This window comes from Aestuariivita boseongensis (genome assembly GCF_001262635.1).
Classification (GTDB): Bacteria; Pseudomonadota; Alphaproteobacteria; order Rhodobacterales; family Rhodobacteraceae; genus Aestuariivita; species Aestuariivita boseongensis.
In genome coordinates this window covers 43,806-67,214 of sequence record NZ_JXYH01000013.1, presented here as the reverse complement: position 1 = coordinate 67,214, position 23,409 = coordinate 43,806, and the positions used below count along the sequence as shown (strand labels likewise).

The 23,409-nt window shown below is 62.3% G+C and carries 25 protein-coding genes and 1 tRNA gene; 19 read left to right on the top strand and 7 right to left on the bottom strand.

The window, feature by feature from the left end:
* The first annotated feature begins 42 nt into the window (after window positions 1–42).
* Window positions 43–119: transfer RNA gene (locus TR61_RS07480), tRNA-Arg, on the top strand.
* A 108-nt stretch (window positions 120–227) separates the two neighbouring features.
* Here the strand turns inward: TR61_RS07480 and TR61_RS07475 are convergent.
* Window positions 228–947, bottom strand: a complete 720-nt coding sequence (locus tag TR61_RS07475; protein WP_050929297.1) for an META domain-containing protein — start codon at window positions 945–947, stop codon at window positions 228–230.
* A 201-nt stretch (window positions 948–1,148) separates the two neighbouring features.
* Here TR61_RS07475 and TR61_RS07470 point away from each other — a divergent pair, with 201 nt between their 5' ends.
* The gene (locus tag TR61_RS07470) at window positions 1,149–3,356 is read left to right on the top strand and encodes an NADP-dependent isocitrate dehydrogenase (protein ID WP_050929296.1); all 2,208 of its coding nucleotides are present in this window, start codon (window positions 1,149–1,151) and stop codon (window positions 3,354–3,356) included.
* A gap of 155 nt (window positions 3,357–3,511) precedes the next feature.
* Window positions 3,512–4,372: a crotonase/enoyl-CoA hydratase family protein gene (locus TR61_RS07465; RefSeq protein ID WP_050929295.1), complete on the top strand. Its 861-nt coding sequence runs from the start codon at window positions 3,512–3,514 to the stop codon at window positions 4,370–4,372.
* Window positions 4,373–4,423: 51 nt separating this feature from the next.
* Here TR61_RS07465 and TR61_RS07460 read toward each other — a convergent pair whose 3' ends face one another.
* Entirely contained in the window at window positions 4,424–5,404 is a 981-nt protein-coding gene (locus TR61_RS07460; RefSeq protein WP_281178061.1) for a DMT family transporter, read from the bottom strand.
* Between the two features lie 121 nt (window positions 5,405–5,525).
* On the opposite strand from TR61_RS07460, the gene TR61_RS07455 reads away from it, so the two are divergent.
* The 9 genes from TR61_RS07455 (at window position 5,526) to uvrC (ending at window position 12,873) form a co-directional block, all read left to right on the top strand.
* The gene (locus tag TR61_RS07455; RefSeq protein ID WP_050929294.1) at window positions 5,526–6,044 is read left to right on the top strand and encodes an SRPBCC family protein; all 519 of its coding nucleotides are present in this window, start codon (window positions 5,526–5,528) and stop codon (window positions 6,042–6,044) included.
* A 94-nt stretch (window positions 6,045–6,138) separates the two neighbouring features.
* Window positions 6,139–7,077, top strand: a complete 939-nt coding sequence (locus TR61_RS07450) for an ABC transporter ATP-binding protein (RefSeq protein ID WP_050929293.1) — start codon at window positions 6,139–6,141, stop codon at window positions 7,075–7,077.
* Entirely contained in the window at window positions 7,074–7,835 is a 762-nt protein-coding gene (locus tag TR61_RS07445) for an ABC transporter permease (RefSeq protein ID WP_050929292.1), read from the top strand. Before TR61_RS07450 ends, TR61_RS07445 begins: the two co-directional genes overlap by 4 nt.
* Before the next feature lie 129 nt (window positions 7,836–7,964).
* Window positions 7,965–8,762 carry a S49 family peptidase gene (locus TR61_RS07440; RefSeq protein WP_050929291.1) on the top strand — a complete coding sequence of 266 codons (798 nt, stop codon included), beginning with the start codon at window positions 7,965–7,967 and terminating at the stop codon, window positions 8,760–8,762.
* Window position 8,763: 1 nt separating this feature from the next.
* On the top strand, window positions 8,764–8,937 hold the full coding sequence (locus TR61_RS07435; protein ID WP_157440847.1) for a hypothetical protein: 174 nt from the start codon (window positions 8,764–8,766) through the stop codon (window positions 8,935–8,937).
* The gene (locus tag TR61_RS07430) at window positions 8,934–9,887 is read left to right on the top strand and encodes a calcium/sodium antiporter (RefSeq protein ID WP_050929290.1); all 954 of its coding nucleotides are present in this window, start codon (window positions 8,934–8,936) and stop codon (window positions 9,885–9,887) included. The genes TR61_RS07435 and TR61_RS07430 overlap by 4 nt, the downstream gene beginning before the upstream one ends.
* Window positions 9,888–9,902: 15 nt before the next feature.
* Window positions 9,903–10,682, top strand: coding sequence for an SDR family oxidoreductase (locus TR61_RS07425; RefSeq protein ID WP_050929289.1), 780 nt, complete (start codon window positions 9,903–9,905; stop codon window positions 10,680–10,682).
* Window positions 10,679–10,987 carry a hypothetical protein gene (locus tag TR61_RS19875; protein WP_157440846.1) on the top strand — a complete coding sequence of 103 codons (309 nt, stop codon included), beginning with the start codon at window positions 10,679–10,681 and terminating at the stop codon, window positions 10,985–10,987. Before TR61_RS07425 ends, TR61_RS19875 begins: the two co-directional genes overlap by 4 nt.
* On the top strand, window positions 10,984–12,873 hold the full coding sequence (gene uvrC, locus TR61_RS07420) for an excinuclease ABC subunit UvrC (RefSeq protein ID WP_050929288.1): 1,890 nt from the start codon (window positions 10,984–10,986) through the stop codon (window positions 12,871–12,873). The genes TR61_RS19875 and uvrC overlap by 4 nt, the downstream gene beginning before the upstream one ends.
* Before the next feature lie 22 nt (window positions 12,874–12,895).
* On the opposite strand, the gene TR61_RS07415 is transcribed toward uvrC, so the two are convergent.
* Window positions 12,896–13,393: a P-loop nucleotide/nucleoside kinase family protein gene (locus tag TR61_RS07415; protein ID WP_050929316.1), complete on the bottom strand. Its 498-nt coding sequence runs from the start codon at window positions 13,391–13,393 to the stop codon at window positions 12,896–12,898.
* A gap of 123 nt (window positions 13,394–13,516) precedes the next feature.
* On the opposite strand from TR61_RS07415, the gene TR61_RS07410 reads away from it, so the two are divergent.
* Genes TR61_RS07410 through TR61_RS07395 form a run of 4 tightly spaced genes read left to right on the top strand, consistent with a single transcriptional unit; the run spans window position 13,517 to window position 16,085 of the window.
* On the top strand, window positions 13,517–14,680 hold the full coding sequence (locus TR61_RS07410; protein ID WP_050929287.1) for a serine hydrolase domain-containing protein: 1,164 nt from the start codon (window positions 13,517–13,519) through the stop codon (window positions 14,678–14,680).
* Window positions 14,681–14,721: 41 nt separating this feature from the next.
* Entirely contained in the window at window positions 14,722–15,393 is a 672-nt protein-coding gene (gene pgsA, locus TR61_RS07405) for a CDP-diacylglycerol--glycerol-3-phosphate 3-phosphatidyltransferase (RefSeq protein WP_050929286.1), read from the top strand.
* Window positions 15,393–15,638 (top strand): molybdopterin converting factor subunit 1, encoded by a 246-nt coding sequence (moaD, locus tag TR61_RS07400; protein ID WP_050929285.1) that lies wholly within the window; start codon window positions 15,393–15,395, stop codon window positions 15,636–15,638. The genes pgsA and moaD overlap by 1 nt, the downstream gene beginning before the upstream one ends.
* Window positions 15,639–15,641: 3 nt before the next feature.
* On the top strand, window positions 15,642–16,085 hold the full coding sequence (locus TR61_RS07395; RefSeq protein WP_050929284.1) for a molybdenum cofactor biosynthesis protein MoaE: 444 nt from the start codon (window positions 15,642–15,644) through the stop codon (window positions 16,083–16,085).
* Between the two features lie 58 nt (window positions 16,086–16,143).
* Here TR61_RS07395 and TR61_RS19870 read toward each other — a convergent pair whose 3' ends face one another.
* The 4 genes from TR61_RS19870 to ubiA all read right to left on the bottom strand — a co-directional run bounded on the left by TR61_RS19870 (window position 16,144) and on the right by ubiA (window position 20,633).
* A complete protein-coding gene (locus TR61_RS19870; protein ID WP_050929283.1) occupies window positions 16,144–17,094 on the bottom strand; it encodes a hypothetical protein in 951 nt (316 codons plus the stop codon).
* Window positions 17,095–17,370: 276 nt separating this feature from the next.
* Window positions 17,371–17,697 (bottom strand): hypothetical protein, encoded by a 327-nt coding sequence (locus TR61_RS07385; RefSeq protein ID WP_050929282.1) that lies wholly within the window; start codon window positions 17,695–17,697, stop codon window positions 17,371–17,373.
* Window positions 17,684–19,582: an OmpA family protein gene (locus TR61_RS07380; RefSeq protein ID WP_050929281.1), complete on the bottom strand. Its 1,899-nt coding sequence runs from the start codon at window positions 19,580–19,582 to the stop codon at window positions 17,684–17,686. Before TR61_RS07380 ends, TR61_RS07385 begins: the two co-directional genes overlap by 14 nt.
* Window positions 19,583–19,670: 88 nt before the next feature.
* Window positions 19,671–20,633: a 4-hydroxybenzoate octaprenyltransferase gene (ubiA, locus tag TR61_RS07375; RefSeq protein ID WP_050929280.1), complete on the bottom strand. Its 963-nt coding sequence runs from the start codon at window positions 20,631–20,633 to the stop codon at window positions 19,671–19,673.
* A 12-nt stretch (window positions 20,634–20,645) separates the two neighbouring features.
* On the opposite strand from ubiA, the gene TR61_RS07370 reads away from it, so the two are divergent.
* From TR61_RS07370 to TR61_RS07360, 3 genes are all read left to right on the top strand, one after another.
* Window positions 20,646–21,368: a 16S rRNA (uracil(1498)-N(3))-methyltransferase gene (locus TR61_RS07370; RefSeq protein ID WP_050929279.1), complete on the top strand. Its 723-nt coding sequence runs from the start codon at window positions 20,646–20,648 to the stop codon at window positions 21,366–21,368.
* Window positions 21,365–21,889 carry a hypothetical protein gene (locus TR61_RS07365; RefSeq protein ID WP_050929278.1) on the top strand — a complete coding sequence of 175 codons (525 nt, stop codon included), beginning with the start codon at window positions 21,365–21,367 and terminating at the stop codon, window positions 21,887–21,889. Before TR61_RS07370 ends, TR61_RS07365 begins: the two co-directional genes overlap by 4 nt.
* Window positions 21,890–21,952: 63 nt before the next feature.
* Complete coding sequence (locus tag TR61_RS07360) at window positions 21,953–23,323, top strand: glutamate--cysteine ligase (protein WP_050929277.1); 1,371 nt, start codon at window positions 21,953–21,955, stop codon at window positions 23,321–23,323.
* The last annotated feature ends 86 nt before the right edge of the window (window positions 23,324–23,409 follow it).

Below are 23,409 nucleotides of genomic sequence, written 5' to 3'. Positions count from 1 at the left end.
GGTTGCAAAGCGCCGCCCCCGGGTCTACATCACCGCCTCAGTGGACCGATAGCTCAGCTGGATAGAGTACTTGACTACGAATCAAGGGGTCGGGGGTTCGAATCCTCCTCGGTCCGCCACTTTCTCACTTTCGCATATTTGACGGTCGTTAACGGGTCGATCTCGGGCCCTGTCTGCCTGTGGTGGTGACGTTCCGGGGCGCCGGGCATCCGGCCCAAACTTGTACCTTAACGTCCTTCCCGACGTGACAGGGTGGCCAGCAGCCTGTCATCTTCGCCGATTAATGCCAGTACCTGGTCGGTCGCGGCCACACGCCGGCTGTTTGCGAGCGCGGCCATGAAAGCGGGCTCCACCTGGCCCCCGGGTCCGGAGCAGGCCCGTTTGGTCATGGCCAAGGGACCAAAGCTCATCTGCGTGAAACTGCTGTCGTACCGGCCACTGAACCGATTGCAGCCGCCGTTGCCGCCCGCAGTCCCGTCCGGTTCAAAGCGCAGCCACGCCTCTGCCTCGACGGGTGTGCCGTCCAGATCGCGCAGCACCCATTCCGTCTCTGACAAATCTGTCAGGCGCTGGGCGGCATCTGCCCGCTCAGGCGGGTTGCCTTCGCTCAGATACCGCTCGGATGACCAGCCGATGACCCGATCATGTCCCACAAGGCACCAGGTCCGCCGGGCGGCAGCCGCGCGTTCTTCAGCCGTGGCGTTCTGCCATTCGCCAAACGACAATCCGCCCACGCATCCGAATGACATGACGCCATCCGCACCAGCGGGAATTCGCCCCACGATATCCCCCCGCACCGAGGGCAGCGTTCGCATGTTCAGCACGTCATCCGACGCCACCCCTGTCACTCGCAGGTAATCCGGGCCATCCGCCGTCGCATGGACCAAGGGCGCAAAAAAGATCGCAGCGCAGATCAGGGCAGGGCGGGTCGGAAAGGAAAGGGTCATTGGCACGGTCTTTCAAATCGTCACATGATAACCTGCCCATGCAAGGCAGGGCTGAACAAGACCCTAACATGATTCTTGACCTGCGGGCGCGTTCCTGCCCATTTCCCCCAAGCGCGTCACCACGCCCCACCCAAGGGGCATGGACCGGGCGCGTTCGGTATACTATTGCATGCCGAAAATCGTAGCCAAGGCGTGAGACTCATGACCGACCAGACCACACCCGACATCATCTATACCAAAGTCGACGAAGCGCCCGAGCTTGCCTCGGCCTCCCTTCTGCCCATCATTCAACGTTTTGCCTCTGCCGCTGGCGTCAGCGTGGGTACCCGCGATATCTCGCTTGCCGGGCGCATCCTGGCGGCATTTCCCGAAAGTCTGACCGATGATCAGAAGCAAAGCGACGATCTGGCCTGGCTGGGAGAGCTGGTGAAAACGCCCGAGGCCAACGTGATCAAACTGCCGAATATCTCGGCCTCGGTCCCGCAGCTGGTCGCGGCGATCAATGAACTGCAGGGCCAGGGCTATGCCATTCCCGATTATCCCGAAAGCCCCTCGTCGGACGCCGAAAAAGACGCCCGCGCGCGCTATGACGCGATCAAGGGGTCTGCGGTGAACCCGGTTCTGCGCGAAGGCAACTCCGACCGCCGCGCAGCCAAGGCGGTGAAGGCGTTCGCGCAGGCCAACCCGCACCGAATGGGGGACTGGACGGCAGACAGCAAGACGCGCGTGGCCTCGATGTCGTCGGGCGATTTCCGGTCAAACGAAGTGTCGGCCACGCTGCCCGGCGCAGCGACCGCGAAAATCGTCCATGTGGCCGCGGATGGCACCGAAACCGTGCTGAAAGACGGCGTCAGCTATCCCGCCGGCACCGTGGTGGACGCGACTTTCATGTCCGCCAAGGCGCTTGATGCGTTTCTGGAAAGCGAGATCGCCAAGACCAAGGAAGAAGGCACGCTCTTCTCGCTGCACATGAAAGCCACGATGATGAAGGTGTCCGACCCGATCATCTTCGGCCACGCGGTTAAGGCATTCCTCGCCCCGGTGTTCGACCAGTTCGGCGACCGGATGAAAGCGCTGGGCGTGAACCCCAATTCCGGACTGGGCGACCTTCTGGCGCGCGTGAAGGGCGAGGCCGATATCATGGCCGCCATCGACGCCTGCATGGCCGACCGCCCGCCATTGTATATGGTCGACAGTGATCGCGGCATCACCAACCTGCATGTGCCGTCGGACGTGATCATCGACGCCTCCATGCCCGCACTGATCCGCGCGGGCGGCAAAGGCTGGGGCCCCGACGGGAAAGAGCATGACGCCAATTGCGTCATCCCCGACAATTCCTATGCCCCGGTCTATGACGAGACGATCAAGTATTTCAAAGAAACCGGCAAGCTGGACCCGGCCACCGCAGGCACGGTCCAGAACATCGGCCTGATGGCACAGAAGGCCGAGGAATACGGCTCCCACCCCACCACCTTCGAGATCCCCGCCGATGGCACGGTCAAGATGATCCTCGACGATGGCACGGTGCTGCATCAGCACAGCGTTGAAGCAGGCGACATCTGGCGCTCGGCCTCGGCCCGCAAGGCGCCGATCGAAGACTGGGTGAACCTTGCCATCGACCGCCAGCGCGCCGAAGGCTGCGAGGCGATCTTCTGGCTGGACGCAACTCGCGCCCATGACGCGGAGCTGATCAAATACGTCACGCCGGTTCTCGAGGCGAAAGGCGTGGCCGACAAGTTCAAGATCATGGCCCCTCGCGAGGCGACGCGGGCCACGCTGGAGACAATCCGCAGGGGCGAAAACTCCATCGCGATCACGGGCAACGTGCTGCGCGATTATCTGACCGACCTCTTCCCGATCCTCGAACTGGCCACATCGGCCAAGATGCTGTCGATCGTGAAACTGATGCAGGGCGGCGGGTTGTTCGAGACCGGTGCAGGCGGCTCCGCACCGAAACACGTGCAGCAGCTGATGGAAGAAAACCACCTGCGCTGGGACAGCCTGGGTGAATTCTGCGCGCTGGGGGAAAGCTTCAAATTCCTGGCCGACGCCAAGGGTAACGCCAAGGCGCGGGTGCTTGGCGAAGCGGTCGAGGCCGCAACGCAAGGCATTCTTGACCACGGGCGCAGCCCGGGCCGCAAGGTGGGCCAGCCCGACAACCGCGACAGCCATTACTGGTTTGCGCGTTACTGGGCCGAAGCGCTGGCGGCGCAATCCGACGCCGCCGATCTGGCAGCCGAGTTTGCCCCCGTTGCCAAGGCCCTGGCCGATGGGGAAGAGGCTATCGTGAGCGAGCTGGCCGCAGTGCGTGGCAAACCTGCTGATCTTGGCGGGTATTATCACGCTGACCCGGCCAAGGTCGCCGCGGTCATGCGCCCGTCTGCCACTTTGAACGCGATCATCGGCTAAGGGGGTGTTCAAGGCTTTTCGAAAAGCCTTGAACACGTTTTTTCGAAAAAACGTATCAAGCGCCTTTCAAGGCGCTTGAGCAAGGCGGTTCGAACCGCCTTTTGCCTTCACATCGGCCTGCGCGCATGGTCCTTTTCCAACGGGAGGACCATGCCATGCAAACACTCACATACGGAAAAGACGACCGCATCGCGCGGATTACGCTAAACCGGCCAGAGGTAATGAACGCGATCAACAACGAAATGCCAGGCGAAATCGCCCAGGCCGTCGCCCGCGCCGATGACGACCCGGATGTGCATGTCATCATCCTGTCTGGAAATGGTCCGGCCTTCTGCGCCGGCTATGACCTGACCTATTACGCCGAGGCAAACGGATCAAACAACGTCACTCAGGACATGCCTTGGGATCCGATCAAGGACTATCGGTTCATGTGGGCCAACACCCAACACTTCATGGCGCTCTGGCGGGCAATGAAACCGGTGATCTGCAAGATCCATGGCTATGCTGTGGCGGGCGGGTCCGATATCGCACTGTGTTCCGATATGGCGATCATGGCCGAGGATGCTCAGATCGGTTATATGCCCACCCGCGTCTGGGGATGCCCGACAACGGCCATGTGGGTGTATCGGCTGGGTCCTGAGAAGGCCAAGCGCATGCTGTTCACCGGTGACAAGATCACCGGGAAAGAGGCCGCCGAAATGGGCCTGGTGCTCGAGGCCGTGCCCTCTGACCGTCTAGATGACCGGGTCGAAGAACTGGCCGCAAGAATGGCCAGCGTGCCGATCAACCAGTTGGCCATGCAGAAACTGGTGATCAATCAGGCCATAGAACAAACCGGGTTGATGCAGACACAGCGCCTTGCGACGGTCTTTGACGGGATCACCCGGCATTCTCCGGAAGGGCTGAATTTCAAGGCGCGGGCCGAAGAAACCGGTTGGAAGCAGGCCGTCACGGACCGGGACGAAGGGACATGGGACTGGACCGCGAACGCACCGCTGCCCCGTCGCAACAGATAGGCCACGTTGGATATGGGGGCGGGAACAAGAGGGCGCGCGACACCTACGCCCTCAATACCGCCGGTTGACAGCGCCGCGTGCGATGGCGCGTGATTTCTGCTGTTCGCGCAGAAAGACGAACAGACCCGATCCGATGATCAGCGCCATGCCGATCCAGATCTCCCACTGGGGAAACTCTGCAAACACCGCCCAGCCCCAGAACACTGCCAAAGGCAGGCCCAGATATTCGAAGGGCGCCACCGTGGCCGCATCCGAAAGGCGATAGGCCTGGCTCAGGCAATATCCCACGATGGCTGAATTCAGCCCCAGCCCGATGAAATAGATCCAGTCGCCCTCGGCGGGCCAGACCCAGGCACGCAGCAGGAAGATCAGGCTTTGGTTCTCGACCCCAACTGCAAAACGCCCATCCCCCGCCACCAGCCAGAACCCCGCCGCCGCCAGAATGAACATCAGCTGCACATAAACCGACAGCGCGCTCGCCTTGCTTTCCACGCCCAGCTTCCGCGTCAGGATCTGGTTCAGCGCATAGGTCAGCGCCGACAAGACCGGCAAAAGCAGCACGATCCGGCTGACCTCCAGCTCGGGCCCGCTGGCCCAGGGGCGCTGCATGATCACAACGCCCGCAAATCCCACCAGCACGGCACTCAGCCGCAGGGGCCCCACTTTTTCGCGCAGCAGCGGGATCGACAGCAACGTGATGAACAGCGGGGCCGCAAAGAAAAGCGCCGTCGCATCGGCCAGCGGCAGCACCGCCAGCGCGGTGAAATAGGTCATGTTGGCAATCACCAGAAGCGCGCCACGCACCGCGTGCAGACCGGGGCGGCGGGTCTTCAGGATGCGCCAGCCCCCTTCCATCTGCACCAGCATCAGCGAAAAGACGATCCCGATGGCCGACCGCACAAAGACCATCTGGTGCAGCGGGTATTCGCCGGATAACGCCTTGATCAGCACATCATTCAGCGAAATCGCCACCATGCCCGCGGCGATAAAGGCAATGCCCCAGGCGGATGAGGTCTGAGTTGACTGTGTCACAAAACGGCTCCTTGCCGCCCTTGTCGCGCAGCCCCTGCGCCGCGGTCGCGTCTGTTTGCGACAGGCTTGGCGATTGCCGCGCGGTAGAGTAGACCGAACATGAAGACAGGAGGACCGCCCCATGAAGATGCAGGACCAGCGCGAGATCAAAGCCCCGCGCGCCGTCGTGTTTGCCGCCATTCTCGACCCCGAAGTGCTGAAAGACTGCATCCCCGGCGCCAGCAGCGTGGAGGGCAATGTCTCGGACGGCTACGAGGCGGTTGTCACGCAGAAGGTGGGCCCGGTGAAAGCCACGTTCAAAGGCGCGGTTCAGATGTCGGAGATTGTCGAGAACGAGAAGATCACGATCACCGGCGAAGGCAAGGGCGGGGCGGCAGGCTTTGCCAAGGGCGGCGCTGTCGTGACGCTTGAGGAATTGGAGCCTGAACTGACGCGCCTGTCCTACGATGTCGAAGCGAAGGTCGGCGGCAAGCTGGCTCAGCTGGGCAGCCGGATCATCGACGGGTTCGCCAAGAAAATGGCTGATCAGTTCTTCGCCAATCTGCAGGAGGGTCTTGAAGGCCCGGCCGAGACGGCGGAAGCCGAAGCCGAAGAGGCCCCGAAAAAGGGTTGGCTCAAACGCCTGACTGGCAAGGATTGATCCGCGCGCTGGCGCACAACGCGCTCTCTCATTTCTGACATGGCCTTTCGCAACTGAACCAAATAGTTCAGCCTGCGATTTGGAAAGGTCTGTCATGTCGGCAATTGTGGAAATCAACGCGCTTCGGAAATCCTATGCGGATGGGTTCGAGGCGCTCAAAGGCGTCACCCTGTCGATCCTCGATGGGGAGATTCTGGCGCTGCTCGGCCCCAACGGCGCCGGGAAAACCACGCTGATTTCCACCATCTGCGGGATCGCACAGCCCACATCCGGCACGGTGCGTGTCGCGGGCCATGACATCATCGACGATTTCCGCGCCGCGCGATCGCTGATCGGTCTGGTGCCGCAGGAAGTCGCGCTGGAACCCTTTGAAAAAGTCATCAACACGGTGCGCTTTTCCCGCGGGCTGTTCGGCAAGCCCCGCAATGACGCCTATATCGAAGAGATCCTGAAAAAGCTCTCGCTCTGGGACAAACGCAACAACCAGATCAACGCGCTTTCGGGTGGCATGAAACGGCGCGTCCTGATCGCAAAGGCGCTGGCGCATGAACCGCGCGTGCTGTTTCTGGATGAACCCACCGCCGGGGTGGATGTCGAACTGCGCCGCGACATGTGGAACATCGTGGACGAACTGAAAGCCAGCGGCGTCACCATCATCCTGACCACCCATTATATTGAAGAGGCCGAAGCCATCGCCGACCGCGTGGGCGTCATTGCCAAGGGCGAATTGCTGCTGGTCGAAGACAAGGCCACGCTGATGCGCCAGATGGGCAAGAAGCAGATCCTTGTCCACCTCGCCGAAACCCTGACGGATATCCCCGCCGCGCTGGATCGCGATCGGGTCGAACTGGCCGAAGGCGGCACGGCGTTGCTTTACACCTACGACACCCGCGCTGACCGCACGGGGATCACGCAGCTGCTGAACGATGTGGCCGCCAGCGGCCTGACGCTGCGCGATGTGGAAACCCGCCAATCCAGCCTTGAGGAGATCTTTGTCGACCTCGTCAAAGACGCGCAGGAGGACGCCGCATGAACCCGACCGCCATCCTTGCCATCTATAAATTCGAGATGGCGCGCTTTTTCCGCACGCTGACGCAAAGCTTTCTCTCGCCGGTTCTGTCGACCTCGCTTTATTTCGTGGTCTTCGGCGCCGCGATCGGCTCGCGCATCGATCAGGTCGATGGCGTCAGCTATGGCGCGTTCATCGTGCCGGGGCTGGTGATGCTCAGCGTGATGACGCAGGCCATCTCCAACGCGTCATTCGGCATCTATTTCCCGAAATTCATCGGCACGATCTATGAACTGCTCTCGGCCCCGGTGAACTTTCTGGAAATCGTCTGCGGCTATGTGGGCGCTGCAGCCACCAAGGCGCTGTTCATCGGGGTCGTGATCCTTGTCACCTCGTATTTCTTTGTCGATCTGCAGATCCAGCACCCGCTGGCGATGGTGGCGTTCCTGCTGCTGACCTGCCTCAGCTTCGCGCTTCTGGGCTTTATCATCGGGATCTGGGCAGGCAGTTTCGAACAGCTGCAACTGGTGCCGTTGATGGTGATCACGCCGCTCGTCTTTCTGGGCGGGTCGTTTTACTCGATCTCGATGCTGCCGCCGGTTTGGCAGACGATCTCGTATTTCAATCCGGTGGTCTATCTGATCTCGGGCTTCCGCTGGTCCTTCTATGGGCTGGCCGATGTGCCCATCGGCCTGTCTCTTCTGGCCATTGGCGGCTTTACCCTGGCCTGCATGACGGTGATCTGGTGGATCTTCAAAACCGGCTGGCGCATCCGCAGCTAAGCGTTCTGCCGTGTCCCGGATGCCGGGGCGTGGCAAAAATGCAAAATCATGCGATGATTGGCAAAACCGGTCCTTTCATCTGACACCCCCGCCTTGTTTCGCCCCTGATGGCATTCTACATGGGGGTGAATGAAACGCTGGCTGCCCTTCATAAAAACCGATCCGCGCGTTGCCGTTGTGCGCCTCTCCGGTGCTATTGGCATGCCCGGCCGTGGCTCGCTCAGCGATGCCACTGTCGGCCCTCTTCTGGAAAAGGCCTTCCGCAAAGGCAAACCAGATGCCGTCGCGCTTGAGATCAACTCGCCGGGCGGATCGCCGGTGCAATCGTCACTGATCGGATCGCGCATTCGCCGACTGGCGGAAGAAACCGAAACCAAGGTCTACGCCTTTGTCGAAGACGTGGCCGCATCCGGCGGGTATTGGCTGGCCGCCGCCGCGGATGAGATCTGGGCCGATGACAGTTCGGTCCTGGGGTCCATCGGTGTGATCTCGGCCAGTTTCGGCGCGCATGAATTCCTGGCTAGGCAGGGTATCGAGCGGCGTGTCTATACCGCCGGCAAGTCGAAATCCATGCTGGACCCCTTCCGCCCCGAAAACCCCGAGGATGTGGAGCGCCTGAAAGCGATCCTCGAAGACATCCACACCAATTTCAAGGATCATGTCAGCACCCGCCGCGCAGGCAAACTGCCCGAGGACCAGGATCTTTTCACCGGAGAGATCTGGCTTGCCAAACGCGCCAAGGACCTGGGCCTGATCGACGGGATTGGCCACCTGAAACCCAAGATGCAAGAGGTCTTCGGCAAAAAGGTCACCTTCCGCCGTTACGAAGTGAAAAAACCCCTGTTCCAGCGCTTTGGCGCCCGCGTGATCGAAGACGCCTTCACAGGGATCGAGGAGCGGGCGGAATTCGCCCGTTTTGGCCTCTGACGTGATACTGAAGATCGTCTCTCTCTTCCTGATCTTCATGGCTGTGCTGGCCATGTTCGGAAAGCTGCGCCTGCCGGGGCTGAAACGCCTGCAATCGGCCAAGTGCCGGTCCTGCGGGCGGTATCGCATTGGCAAGGGGCCATGCCCCTGCGGCGCCGGAGGGAAGGGCGCATGATCCCCTGGCTGCTGTCAGGCCTTGGATTGGTAATCCTGCTTCTGGCCGGGGACAGCCTGGTCAAAGGGGCGGTGAACCTGTCGCTGCGGCTGGGCATTCCCGCCCTGATCGTCAGCCTGACCATCGTGGCCTTCGGCACCTCTGCTCCTGAGCTTTTGATCTCGGTCAAGGCCATCATGGACGAAGCGCCGGGTATCGCGCTGGGCAATGTGGTGGGGTCGAATACCGCCAATATCCTTCTGGTGCTGGGCATCCCCGCGATCCTAGCCCCGCTGCACACCAGCACCTGCGACAGCAGAAAAACCTATGTCTTCATGCTGGCCGCATCTGTGCTGTTTATCGCGCTGGCCTTCATGGGCACTTTCACCTGGATCAGCGGTCTGATCCTTCTGTCTGCCCTGGCCTTTGTGCTGTTCGATGCCTTCCGCGATGCGCGTGCGCATCAGCAAGCGGGCGAAGCGGTCGAACTGGATCTGGAGGAACTGGAAGGCGCCGACCCCGAAATGCCCGTCTGGCAAGTGGCGCTGTATCTGGCGCTGGGTCTGATCGGACTTCCGCTGGGGGCCGATATCCTGGTCGACAATGCCACCATTATAGCAAAGCAATATGGCGTCAGCGACACCGTGATCGGACTGACGCTGGTGGCGATCGGCACATCCCTTCCCGAACTGGCCACCACTGTTATGGCCGCCCTGCGTCGGCAAGCCGATGTGGCGCTGGGCAATGTGATCGGATCGAACATGTTCAACCTGCTGGCCATCATCGGCATCGCCACGCTGGTTGGCCCGATCCCGGTCGATCCATCCTTCCTGCGTCAGGACTTGTGGGTGATGCTGGCGGCCTCGCTGGTGATCCTGCCCTTTGTTTTCCTGAAAAAGGATATAACGCGCATCTGGGGCGTTGCCTTGACCGCGGCCTATGTGGCCTACCTTGCAGTCGTACTGATCTAAGCAGGACCAACCAAGATGACAAAAGCTTTGGTAACCGGCGCGGGCAAGCGTCTGGGGCGGGCAATGGCCCTCTATCTGGCAGGGCGTGGCTTTGACGTGGCCATCCACTATGCCACCTCGGACGTGGACGCGCGCGAAGTGGCGGACCAGATCACCGCCATGGGCCGCCGCGCCATCACCTGCCAGGCCGACCTGCTGGACGAAGGGCAAACCCAGGCACTTCTGTCCCAGGCGTCAGAGGGGTTGGGCGGGCCAATCACCTGCCTGATCAACAACGCCTCGATTTTTGAGTATGACAACATCACATCGGCCACACGCGACAGCTGGGACCGCCATCTGGAAAGCAACCTGCGCGCGCCTTTCGTTCTGACCCAGGCCATGGCCGCCCAGGGGCTTGAGCCCGCTGTGGACGAGAACGGCGAACCGCAGGCCAGCGGGCTGATCGTCAATCTGATTGACCAGCGGGTGCGCAAACTGACGCCTGAATTCATGACCTATACCATTGCCAAGATGGGCCTTTGGGCGATGACGCAAACCACCTCGCAGGCGCTTGCCCCCGCGATCCGCGTCAACGCGATTGGCCCTGGCCCGACAATGCAGGGCGTGCGTCAGACAACAGATCATTTCGCCCGCCAACGGGCAGCGACGGTGCTGAAACGGGGTGCTGATCCCGAAGGGATCTGCGCCGCGCTTGGCTATTTCCTGGATGCGCGCGCGGTCACGGGCCAACTGCTATGCGTGGATGGGGGCCAGCATCTGGTCTGGGAAACGCCTGACGTGCTGGGGGTTGAATGACAGGTAATGCTGCATCTGCGCATCAAGTTTTGCACCGGTTTAAGCGTGGTTACCAAGCTGTTACAAAAAGTTTAATATTTTCAACCATTTGTAAGCATCACAAAAAAGTATCGTTTAAGATCAAGGGCTTGGAATTGCGCCCAATTTTTGTGCAATTTAACGAAATCACCGGAAATCAAAGAAAAATTCCCGGTGCCCCAAACATATCATCAGAGTTATCCACAGCTTTCGTGGAAAGCTTTAGTCTTGAACAATGTGCCTCAAGATTGCAGCCGCAGCATGAGAATCATATGACAGTCTCATGACCGCGCAAACCTCACCCCAGGATCAGACCGGATCGCCCCAGGCGGTCACGGGCCATGCCTGCATCCAAAGCTATCTCAAGACGCTGGACAGCTCTCCGGGTGTTTACCGGATGCTGGATGAACAAAGCCGCGTTCTCTACGTGGGCAAGGCGCGCAACCTGCGCGCGCGGGTGTCGAACTATGCCCGCCCCTCGGGCCATTCCGCGCGCATTGCCCGGATGATCCGCGAAACCGCTTCGATGATGTTTCTGACCACCCGGACCGAGACCGAGGCGCTTTTGCTGGAACAGAACCTGATCAAGCAGCTCAAGCCGAAATACAACGTCCTGCTGCGCGACGACAAAAGCTTTCCCAACATTCTGGTGGCCAAGAACCACGCCTATCCGCAGATCAAAAAACACCGCGGCGCGAAGAAGGAAAAAGGCGCCTATTTCGGCCCCTTCGCCAGTGCGGGTGCCGTGAACCGCACGCTGAACCAGCTGCAGAAGGTGTTCCTTCTGCGCAACTGCACCGATGCGATGTTCGAAAGCCGGTCGCGGCCCTGTCTGCTTTACCAGATCAAGCGCTGTTCAGGCCCTTGCGTCGGCCTTATCAGCCCCGAGGATTACGCCAAAAGCGTCAAGGATGCCGAAAACTTCCTGACAGGTCGCTCCACCCGCGTGCAGGAGGATCTGGCCAAGCAGATGCAGGAGGCCTCCGACGCGATGGAGTTTGAACGCGCCGCCGCCCTGCGTGACCGGATCCGCGCGCTGACGCAGGTGCAGACCGCCCAGGGCATCAACCCGCGCGGAGTGACCGAGGCGGACGTGATCGCGCTGCATCTGGAAAACGGGCAGGCTTGCGTGCAGGTCTTCTTCATCCGCGCCAACCAGAACTGGGGCAACCGCGATTTTTACCCCCGCGTGGGGGCCGATATCGACGAGGGCGAGGTGCTGGAAGCCTTCCTGGGCCAGTTCTATGACGCCAAGGAACCGCCCCGTCAGGTGATCCTCAGCCACGAGATCGAAAACCCCGATCTGATGCAGGACGCACTGTCCCAGAAACTGGGCCGCAAGGTCGAAGTGCTGGTGCCCCAGCGCGGCGAAAAGGCCGAGCTGATCGAAGGTGCGCTGCGAAACGCCCGCGAAAGCCTCGCCCGCAAGATGGCCGAAACCGCGACCCAGGCCAAACTGCTGAAAGGCCTGGCCGAGGTGTTCGATCTGGACGCCCCCCCGCAACGGATCGAGGTTTATGACAACTCCCACATCCAGGGCACCAACGCCGTGGGCGCGATGATCGTGGCTGGCCCCGATGGGTTCATGAAGAACAGCTATCGCAAATTCAACATCCGCGGCGATGACCTGACGCCCGGCGACGATTTCGGCATGATGAAAGAGGTGCTGAACCGCCGCTTCGCCCGCCTGATGAAGGACGACCCCGACCGCGAGAAAGGCCAATGGCCCGACCTGCTGCTGATCGACGGCGGGGCCGGGCAGGTCAGCGCTGTCGCCCAGATCATGGCCGAACACGGGGTCGAAGACATCCCCATGATCGGCGTCGCCAAAGGCGTGGACCGCGACGCGGGCAAAGAAGAATTCCACCGCGTAGGCACGCGCCCCTTCGCGCTACGCCACAACGATCCGGTCCTCTATTTCGTCCAACGCCTGCGGGACGAGGCGCACCGCTTCGCCATCGGCACCCACCGCGCCAAACGCGCCAAGGCCGTGGGCGCAACCCCTCTGGACGAAATCGCGGGAGTGGGGGCCGCGCGCAAACGGGCGCTTCTGGCGCATTTCGGGTCGGCCAAGGCGGTCAGCCGCGCGAATCTGGCCGATCTCAAGGCCGTGGATGGCGTGTCAGAGGCTTTGGCCGAAAAGATCTACGACTTCTTCCACGACCGGGGATAGGCGGCACGCGGATCCAACCGCACTATGCCTCGTGGCGGTGCACAATCACGGTAAAGCCTTCTGCCTCGGTCGGCGGTGCAAAATTTCGCGCGAAACGGTGAAACATATCTTCAGATGGGGCAAAGGGGTGATCGCCGCGTGCGTTCCTCTCTCGCAGGCGGGCAAGGCAGATCTCATCCGGCACGTCCAGCACATGCATCTGGTGGTCCGCCCCTGTTGCCTCCAGCAGATCGCGCATCCATTCACGTTGCTCCACCGTATTGGCAGGAAAATCCAGAACCACAGACAGGCCTTCGCGCAGAAGCGCCTGAATATGCGGGGTCATCGCGTCGCGCAGTTTCGCAGCGAAGTGTACGTAGTCCGCGCCCGTGCGCATCTGATCGCCGAAAAGCGGGGCAAGCCAATCATCCTCGCTGAGGCGCACGGTACCCTCGGCCTTGGCCAAGCGGGCACAAAGCGTGGATTTTCCGGCGCCGATCTTTCCACAGACCATATGCAACATCGGGTTGGGCGAGGGCATGGCGGTCATTCCTTTCTGCATAGCTGCCGCAGGGCCTACGCGCTGAACCGGCCGATGAAAAGCCTCCCTTGCCCTTGGCGTCAAACCGCGCTTGTCTGACCGCGCAGGACAAAGGGCTCAGACATGGACATTCAACAAGGCTTCCCGCCACCCGAAGGCAAACGCGCCACGCTGGCAAACTGGCGCACCTCGCCCTTCAATCACTGGGCCTTCCACCATGTGCGCGAAATCGTGCCCTCGGCCCGTGTGGCGAATGACGCGGCCAACATCTGGCACCTGCCGGAAGGTGAGGTGGATCTGGGCGCGGCGGATCTGGGTCAGGCCATCTCGGGTGTGTCCACCGACGCGCTGGTGATCCTGCACAAGGGCAGGATCGTGCATGAGACCTATCGCAACGGCATGACGGCCTGCGATCCGCATATCCTCATGTCGGTGTCCAAATCCATGCTGGGTCTGGTCGCAGGCAGCCTGGTGGATCGGGGCGAGGTCGATGTGAACGCCCCTGTCACCGAATACCTGCCCGAATTGACCGGCACGGCATATGACGGGGCCACGGTCCGGCAGGCGCTGGATATGCAGGTAGGGGTACTTTTTGACGAGGATTACACCGCCACCACCGGACCAATCATCGAATACCGCAAGGCCGCGAACTGGAATCCTTTGGAACCCGGTGAAAGCGCCATGGATCTGCGCAGCTTCCAATCCCTTCTAACCGAACGCGATGGCGATCATGGGGATCGGTTCCACTATGTCTCTCCGGTCACCGACATGCTTGCGTGGCTGTTCGAACGTGCAAGCGGTGTGCGCTTTGCCGACCTGCTGTCCGAACGCCTGCTGAAACCGCTGGGCGCGGAACAGCCCGGTGACCTGACGGTGGACCGCATCGGCGGCGCCCGCGCGGCAGGGGGCTTTTGCATCACCGCCCGCGATCTGGCGCGCGTCGGGCAGATGCTGTTGCAGGATGGCGCGCGCGACGGGCGTCAGGTTCTGCCCGAAGCCTGGGTGCGCGACATCTGGGCCGGGGGCGACCCCGCCGCCTGGGCCAAGGGCGATTTCGCCGACCGTTTCCCGGAACCGGGCCGGTCCTACCGCGCCAAGTGGTATCACGTGCCGGGCGAGGGCGGGCCGATGATCCATGGTATGGGCATCCACGGACAGTACCTCTTTGCCTGTGCGGAAACGCAAACCGTGGTCGCGTGGTTTTCCTCGAACAACGACCCCACCAGCGACGCGGTCGGCGCGCATGTCTTTGCCGCCGTGGCCCGCATCCGCGACTGTCTGCGCTGATCCCTCTTCCGATGCCCGCGCGAAGCGGGTATTGGAGCGGTATGAAGTGGACCGTCCCAAATATCCTGACGCTTCTGCGTCTGCTCGCCGCCCCTGGCGTCGCGGTGATGTTCCTGTATTTCCACCGGCCTTACGCCGACTGGTTCGCTCTGATCCTGTTTCTGACCGCCGCCATCACCGATTGGTTCGACGGCTATCTCGCCCGCGCGTGGAAGCAGGAAACCAAGCTGGGCGCGATGCTGGACCCGATTGCCGACAAGGCGATGGTGGTGATCGCGCTTATGGTGATCGTGGGATATTCCAACCAGAACTGGACGCCGTGGTTCGTGCTGCCCGCAACCTTCATCCTGTTCCGCGAAGTCTTTGTATCGGGCCTGCGCGAATACCTGGGCGACACCGCAGGCACGCTGAAGGTCACGCCGCTGGCGAAATGGAAGACCACCGTTCAGATGTTCGCCATCGCCGTGCTGTTCGCCCAGGGTGTGTTCGAACATTACCTCGGCATGTCCGCCATGGGCATGGATCAGGCGCTGGTCGATCAGATCATGGCCGGTGAAGTCGAAGACCTGATGGGCCTGCGCTGGAAATTCGAAGGAATGCTCTGGTCGGGCTGGATCGGCCTCACGCTTCTGTGGATCGCCGCGGGGCTGACATTGCTCACCGGCTATGATTACCTGCGCAAAGCCATGCCCTACCTGAAAGAGACCCGCTGATGAATGTACTTTATTTCGCCTGGGTGCGCGAACGGATTGGCGTGCCACGGGAACAGGTCGACAGCCAGGCCAAGACCGTCACCGATCTGGTGGAAGAGCTGAAAGCGCGCGAGCCGCGATACGAGGCTGCCTTTGCCGATCTCAGCGCCCTGCGTGTGGCGGTGGACCAGCAGCTGACCGATTTCGATGCGCCGCTGGATGGCGCGCGCGAGGTGGCGTTTTTTCCGCCGATGACCGGGGGCTGACCCATGCGCATCGTCGTGCAGGAACAGCCATTCGATCTGGGTGCCGAAGCGTCTGCCTTTGCCTCGGGCCGCAGCGATATGGGCGCTGTGGTGACCTTCACCGGCATCGTGCGGGATCTGGCGCAGGGCGATCTGGATGTGATGGAGATCGAACATTACCCCGGCATGACCGAAGCCGCCCTGACCGACATCGCCAACCAGGCGCAGGGCCGCTGGGATCTGGGCGATGTGCTGATCATCCACCGCTATGGCCGGATGGCGCCGGGCGATCTGATCATGATGGTCGCCACGGCCTCCCCCCACCGCAAGGACGCGTTCGAGGCGGCGGAATTCCTGATGGACTACCTCAAATCCCGCGCGCCGTTCTGGAAGAAGGAACATACCCGGGGCGGGGCCTCATGGGTTGCGGCCAAGGACGAGGATGAAGAGGCGCTGGATCGCTGGTAACGAAAACGCCCGGCCGCTGCAGGCAGGGCCGGGCGTGTTGCAAAAAAAGCGGGGCGGCTTAGCGTGACGGGAAGCTGCTGGACGCCTGCGTGACATCCGGAATGGCCGAAGTATCCAGCCCCAGCATTCCGTTCAGCGCCTCCAGCGATTCCTGGTCCAGTTCCGCCACGTTGTTGGGCGCATAGGCGCGGGTCAGCGCGGCCAGCTGATCATCGCGCTGGTCATCCAGATCGTTTTCGACCTGCGCGATCTGCGCGGCAATGGCTTCCTGCTCGTTCTGGGCGGTCACGGTGGCGTCGATGCTGTCGGCCAGATCGGCCAGAGCCTGCGCATTGTTGGGGTCGGTGGGATCCAGCCCTGTCAGATCCGCCGCGATGGCCGCCAGATCATCGCTATAGCTGGATGAGTTGGGGTCCAGCGCGTCAATCGCATTGGCGATGTCATCGGCGGAAACCGTGGCGTTCTGGCTGATATTGTCGTCCACGAATTGCTCGGTCGTAGGCACGTTCTCATCCACCTGGCTCAGCAGGTCGTTCAACTCGTTCGTCAAGTCGATGACGCCCTGGGTCATCTGGGCATAGGTCTCGACCCGGCCCACGCGGCTGTTGGGCGCTGCATTGGCGCGGGCGGTTGCGCTGGCATGGGCGGCGTTCAGACCCTTGAGGCTGGATGCGATAGCCCCCCGCGCGGATTGTCCGTTGCCATTGGCATTGGCGCTGTTGCCATTCCCGTTCGACGCACTGGCCGAGGCCGCGCCACCATTGCCGTTGCCATTTCCATTGCCGCCATTCCCGCCGTTCCCGTTTCCGTTCCCGCCGTTGCCATTGCCCCCGTTTCCATTGCCGCCGTTGCCGCCATTGCCATTCCCGCCATTGCCATTTCCGTTTCCGTTATTGGCAGAGGCTTCCTTGGCCGACAGCGTCAGCGCAGTGACAGCCAGCGTATAGGGGGCGGAAAATACAGCGGCCGCCAGAACGGCCGACACAAGAGGACGAGACAGATTGCGCATGACAAAACGACCTTTCGGTTGTGTGATATGAATGTGATAACCCGAACCATGGTCCGGGACACGCAAGGGCACTTGCCCGTCCGATCCCGGTAAAAAAAACACTGACCTTTGGTGATCCCGCTGGCCATACAAGCCGCAAGGGTCGCGGCGTCGCGTGGCACTATCGCGTTGCTTTTAAGAAATCGCAAATCAGAGTCGGCAAAAATCGGCCTGCATCCTGAGATGCGCCCGTTTCACCCTGTCGGATAATGAAAAATCGCCCGCGTTTCGCAGCGATCACGCCTGCCGGGCGCGCTCCAATTCACTGCGCAGCTCTTCGGCCTCGAACCGGGCGTCGCGCAGGCCTTCCATTGCAGCGCTCAGTTCCGCTTCGGTCTGGCTTAACTGATTGGTCAGCTCTGCCTCGCGCTGCTGCAGATAGGTGATGGCCTGATCGCGGGTTTCCTCGGCCTCGTGCAGCTCCTGGCTCATCCGATCCAGTTCCCCGATATCGGCGGACGAGACGCGCGAAAAGCGATGCACCAGCCAATTGGCGAACCAGCCCAGGGCGAAGGCCACGAACAGAATGATGGCTGTTGTCAGGATAAACTCAGTTCTGTTCATCGCTCGTTCCCTCGGCAGAGACGTCCGGGTCCTCTGCAATCTCGTCCAGTGTTTTTTGTGCTTCGGGAACCGACGGCTCGGGCCGGATCAGACGGAATTCGATCCGGCGGTTCGCCTCGCGCCCCTCTTCGGTGTCATTATCGGCAATGGGCCGGGTTTCACCATAGCCTTTTGCCGTGAAATTCGTGGTCAGGATGCGCCGCGCGCGCAATTCGTTCAGAACCGACTGGGCGCGTGCCTGGCTCAGCTGTTCGTTCATCACCTCGCGGCCCTGGCTGTCTGTGTGGCCCTGAATCTCGATCCGGATGTCGCCGCACTGGTCCAGAAGATCCGCAATCGCGTTCATCGTATCCAGAGAGCTTGCGGTGATCGTGGCCGATCCCGGCTCGAAGGTGATGCGGCCTTCGGTCATGATATCGGCAAGACCGGCTTCGCATTCCTCGGGCGTGGGCGGGATATCGGTGGGCGGGGGCGGCTCGCGGAAGATCACGTCGATCTCGAACCGCTCGGCGCCGCCCAGCTTGTCCGACAACAGCCCCGCGATGGCGGCATTGGCCCCTTCGTCATGGGTCATCCCCTGAACCGACACATTGTCAGGCGTCACGCGCAGCACGCCGTTTTCCAGTTTCGACAACGCCTCAAGACCCGACAGAACGCGCACCGGCCAGTCGGCAGGGAGCCCCTCGACCACCCGCGCGGCGGTATAGACGCTGGCCGATCCGAACCGCGCCTTGGCATAGCTGTCGGCCAGTTCGCGCAGGGCCGGATCGCTGAGCCGCCCGCGCAGCTGCACCAAGCCTTCGGGGCTGAGTGTTGCAGTGAATTCCGGCGGCCCTTCCACAGTTGCGTCCTGAGGCGGCGGCAGCGTGGCAAACAGGGCAAAGACATCCGGCAGGGCGTTCTCCAGCTCCCCCACGACGCGGTCGAACTGGGCTTGCGATGTGCCCTGCACGGCGGCCAGTGTGATGTCGGCATCCGAAAACGTGACCGATCCCGCGCCCAGCTCGGCCAGCGCGGCCAAAGCCAGCTCGGCCGCCTCGGCCCAGCGGGGGGTTGGCACGCCCATGCCCACGGTGCAGCGCGCTTCGCCCGTCAGCCCGGCCTGGACCGCGGCTTCCAGAATGCGCGCCTGCGCTTCTTCGTCCTGGGCGGAACAGGCGTCGAACCGCCCGCCCGTTTCATCCAGCACGAACCGCAGGGTGAAGGGTGTGATCACCGGACGCGGCGCCGCGATATCCATGGCCATGCGCAGAGCCGGGGGCACGCGGGCCTCCAGCAGCTTTTCCATTTCGGCCTTTTCCTCGGCGCTGTCGGCAATCGCGGTGATGTCGATCTGCCCCGCATCGACCGAAATCTTGGACCGCGGCAGCGCTGACAAAGCCGTCAGCGCGAAACCCAGCGCATCTTCCCAACCCGTCGGCGGCACGTAATCGGCGGTTTCCAGCAGGTCAGTAACCGGCTGGTCATCCACCAGCGCCTCCATCCGTGACAGGATCGCGGCCCGGTCGGTCGAGGCGGGGATCAACCCGATGATCGAAATCCCGCTGTCATTGCGCAGGATTTCGACCGAAAAGCGCGGGGCCACGATGCTGTCGGTGGCAGTCACGCCCATACTGTCGATGATACGCGCCGCACCCACCACGGTGCCGGTTGTGCTGATCGCCCGAAACCGGGCGGCCTCGGTCGGGGCTGTGCCCGACAGGGTCACGGTCAGACCATCGGCCTGCACTTCGGCCCATGTCATCTGCGCCTCGTCCAGCGTGCGGCGCACATTGATCTCGGAACTTTCCTCGATCACCCGGACCGAGAAGGACGCCGTCACAAGGCTCAGCACGGCTGCGCCGGTGAACATGGCAGTCACGATCAGAACAGAGGACAGGCGCATCGGCACTTTCGTCTTTAGGTTACAGGCGCTGCGGGCCCCATCCCGGGGTCTCGGGCAGGTTGATACGCCCTGCGCGCGACAGGCGCAATCACATCAGGATGGCGACGCACAGGAAGGCCAGCGGGATCAGCCCCGCATCCCGGTTCGACCGGAAGAGGTGAAGCAGGCGCTGGTGGTCGTCCATGTCCAGCCGGCGCAACTGCCAGGTCATGTGAAACCCCATGGCCCACGGGCCTGCCAGCGCGATCACCAGCACCAGAGGGTTCGCGTCAGGCATCAGCGCCAGCACGATTGCAGTCGCCAAAAGGACCAGCGTGCCCACCAGAAACCGCCTGAGCCAGGTGGGCGAGTTTTCGCCGAAAAGCCGCGCGGTGGATTTGATGCCGATCAGGGCATCATCCTCGGCATCCTGCAGGGCATAGATCGTGTCATAGAACAGCGTCCAGACGATCCCTGCCAGATACAGCACCACGGGCGCGGGATGCAGGCTGCCGGTATGCGCGGCCCAGGCCAGCAAAGCGCCCCAGTTGAAGGCCAGCCCCAAGAAGATTTGTGGCCACCAGGTGAAGCGTTTCGCAAAGGGATAGATGGCCACCGGAAGAAGCGACAGGATGCCCAGGCCAATTGCCGTGATGTTGAAGGTCAACAGAATCCCGAAAGCGATCAGCGCCTGCATGCACATCCAGATCACCGCGCCCTTGACGCTGACCTGGCCCGAGGGGATGGGCCGCGAAGCGGTCCGCGCGACCGACCCGTCAAAATCCCGATCGGTGATGTCATTCCAGGTGCAGCCCGCCCCGCGCATCAGGAACGCGCCAATCGCACAACCAAGCGCGATCCACGCATCCTCAAGCCAGGGCTGGCCATTATGCAGAATGGCCAGCGCCAGGCCCCACCAGCAGGGGATCAGCAACAGCCATGTGCCGATGGGCCGGTCTGCGCGGCTGAGCCTCAGATAGGGCCGCGTGGCGGCGGGCGCCCAGCGGTCGACCCAATTGTCTTTTACCGCATCCGCGACTTGTCCATCTGGTGTTGGCGCCTGGCCTTGCATATCTAAGGTCTCATGACTGCGAAAATCCGGCTTTATGTAGATCACCAGTTGGGGCAGGGGCAATCAGTTCCTTTGACGCGCGAGCAGGCGCATTACCTGTTCGGCGTGATGCGGCAGGGCGTGGGCAATACCGTGGCGCTGTTTAACGGGCGCGATGGCGAATGGCTGGCCGAGGTTGTTGACGCGGGCAAGCGCAGTGGGACGCTTTCCGTGACCACCCAGACCAAGCCCCTGCAGATGCCGCCCGATCTGTGGCTGTGTTTCGCACCGATCAAGAAGGCGCGCACCGATTTCATCGTGGAAAAAGCGGCCGAGATGGGGGCGGCGCGGATTATCCCCGTGCAGACCGATTTCACCAACGCCGAACGGATCCGGCAGGACCGGCTGCAGGCCCATGCGGTCGAGGCGGCGGAACAATGCGGCGGCACCTTCGTGCCGGAGGTGGCGGAGTTGCAAAAGCTCTCCCGCCTGCTGGATCACTGGCCCGAGGGCCGTCAGCTGATGTTCTGCGACGAGGCTGAGGTGGGCGCGGGCAAGACGCTGGCCGATGCTGGCCCCGGCCCCTGGGCCATCCTGATCGGGCCGGAGGGCGGGTTTTCGCAAGATGAACGCACCCGGCTGGTCGCGCTGCCTTTCGCCCATGTGGTCAGCCTGGGTCCGCGCATCCTGCGCGCCGATACGGCGGCTGTGGCGGCGATGACGGTCTGGCAACAGGCCTTGGGGGATTGGCAATGAGCTTTGTCCGCCCCGAAGCGCGCGCCACGCTCTGGCGCTTCCGCGAGATCCTGTCGGGTACGGGTCTGGGAGCGCTGGGCCTTTATCTGGCGGCAGGGCGCGGGCTGACCGTATGGCTGGGTTATGCCGCACTGGTCGTGGCGCTGGGCCTGATTGTCGTGGGATTTCAGCGCACCCGGTTTCGCACCGGTGGCGGGGGTCCGGGTGTTGTGGGCATCGACGAGGGGCAGATCGCCTATTTCGGTCCACTGTCCGGCGGGGTGATGGCCTTGGCCGATATGGAGCGGCTGACGCTGGACCCCACGGCCCAGCCCGCCCATTGGCTTCTGGAAAGCAAGGAACACCCCCCGCTTCACATCCCCGTGAACGCGGAAGGATCGGAAAAGCTGTTCGATGCTTTCGCGGCCCTGCCGGGGATCCGCACGGAACGCATGCTGGCCGAATTGCGCGGCCGAGCGACCTATCCGGTGGTGATCTGGGAACGGGCCTTGACCCGGCCGGTGCATCTGCGCCTCCATTGACACCCCGGCCATTTCGCCGCAGAGGTGGCGGGCAATGCGAAGACCAGGACCGGAGGCCCGCACATGTCTATCCCTCAATCTGGCGGTGGGCCGATCGAACGGCATGAGCAACTGGCCGAATACCTGGCCGCGGGCTGCAAGCCGAAAGACGCGTGGCGCATCGGGACCGAGCACGAGAAATTTGGCTATTGCAAAGACAGCCTGCGCCCGCTGCCCTATGACGGGGAGCGGTCGATCCTGGCGGTACTGGAAGGTCTGCGCGACAGTCACGGCTGGGCCCCGCTGGAAGAGGGCGGCAAGCTGATTGGCCTTACCAAGGATGGCGCCAATGTCTCGCTTGAACCTGGCGGGCAGCTGGAACTGTCCGGCGCGCCGCTGGAGACCATCCACGAGACCTGCGACGAGGTGAACGCGCATCTGGCCGATGTGAAGGACATTGCCGACAAGATCGGTGTGGGGTTCATCGGTCTGGGGGCGGCGCCGATCTGGACCCATGACGAGATGCCGATGATGCCCAAGGGCCGGTACAAGCTGATGGACGGCTATATGCAGAAGGTCGGCACCATGGGCCGGGTGATGATGCGCCGGACCTGCACGGTGCAGGTGAACCTGGATTTCAGCTCGGAAGCGGACATGGTGCAGAAGATGCGCGTGGCGCTGGCGCTGCAACCGGTGGCGACGGCGCTGTTTGCCAACTCACCGTTCTTTGAGGGCAAGCCCAATGGCCACAAAAGCTGGCGGTCGCGCGTCTGGCGCGACCTGGACAGTGACCGTACAGGGATGTTGCCCTTTGTCTTTGACGAGGGATTCGGGTTCGAGGCCTGGGTGCAATACGCCTTGGACGTGCCGATGTATTTCGTCTATCGCGACGGGGAATACATCAACGCGCTGGGCATGTCGTTTCGCGATTTCCTGAAGGGCGAACTGCCGGCGCTGCCCGGCGAAACGCCCACGCTGAGCGATTGGGCTGATCACCTGACCACGGTTTTCCCCGAAGCGCGGGTGAAGAAGTTTATCGAAATGCGCGGTGCGGATGGCGGCCCGTGGCGCAGGCTTTGCGCGCTGCCTGCGTTCTGGGTGGGCCTGATGTATGACCAAAGCTCGCTCGACGCTGCGTGGGATCTGGTCAAGGGCTGGACTTCGGCCCAGCGGGAGGCGTTGCGGATCGCGGCGAGCGAGGACGCTTTGCAGGCCAAGGTTGACGGGATCGACATGCTGGAGCTGGCGAAGGAGGTCGTTGCGATTTCGGACGCGGGACTGAAGGCGCGGGCGCGTCCCGGCGCGGGCGGTCTTGTGCCGGACGAGACGCATTTCCTCAATGCGCTGAAAGAAAGCCTGGAGAGCGGCAAAGTGCCTGCCGACGAGTTGCTCGAGCATTATCACGGCGACTGGAACGGCGATCTGACGCGGATCTACGCGGAATATTCGTACTGACGGGTGCCGGAAACTGACGCAGTTTCCGGCCAATTCCTGACGCATGAATTGGGGGAATTTGCGTCAAATTCCCCGTCTTTTCTGGG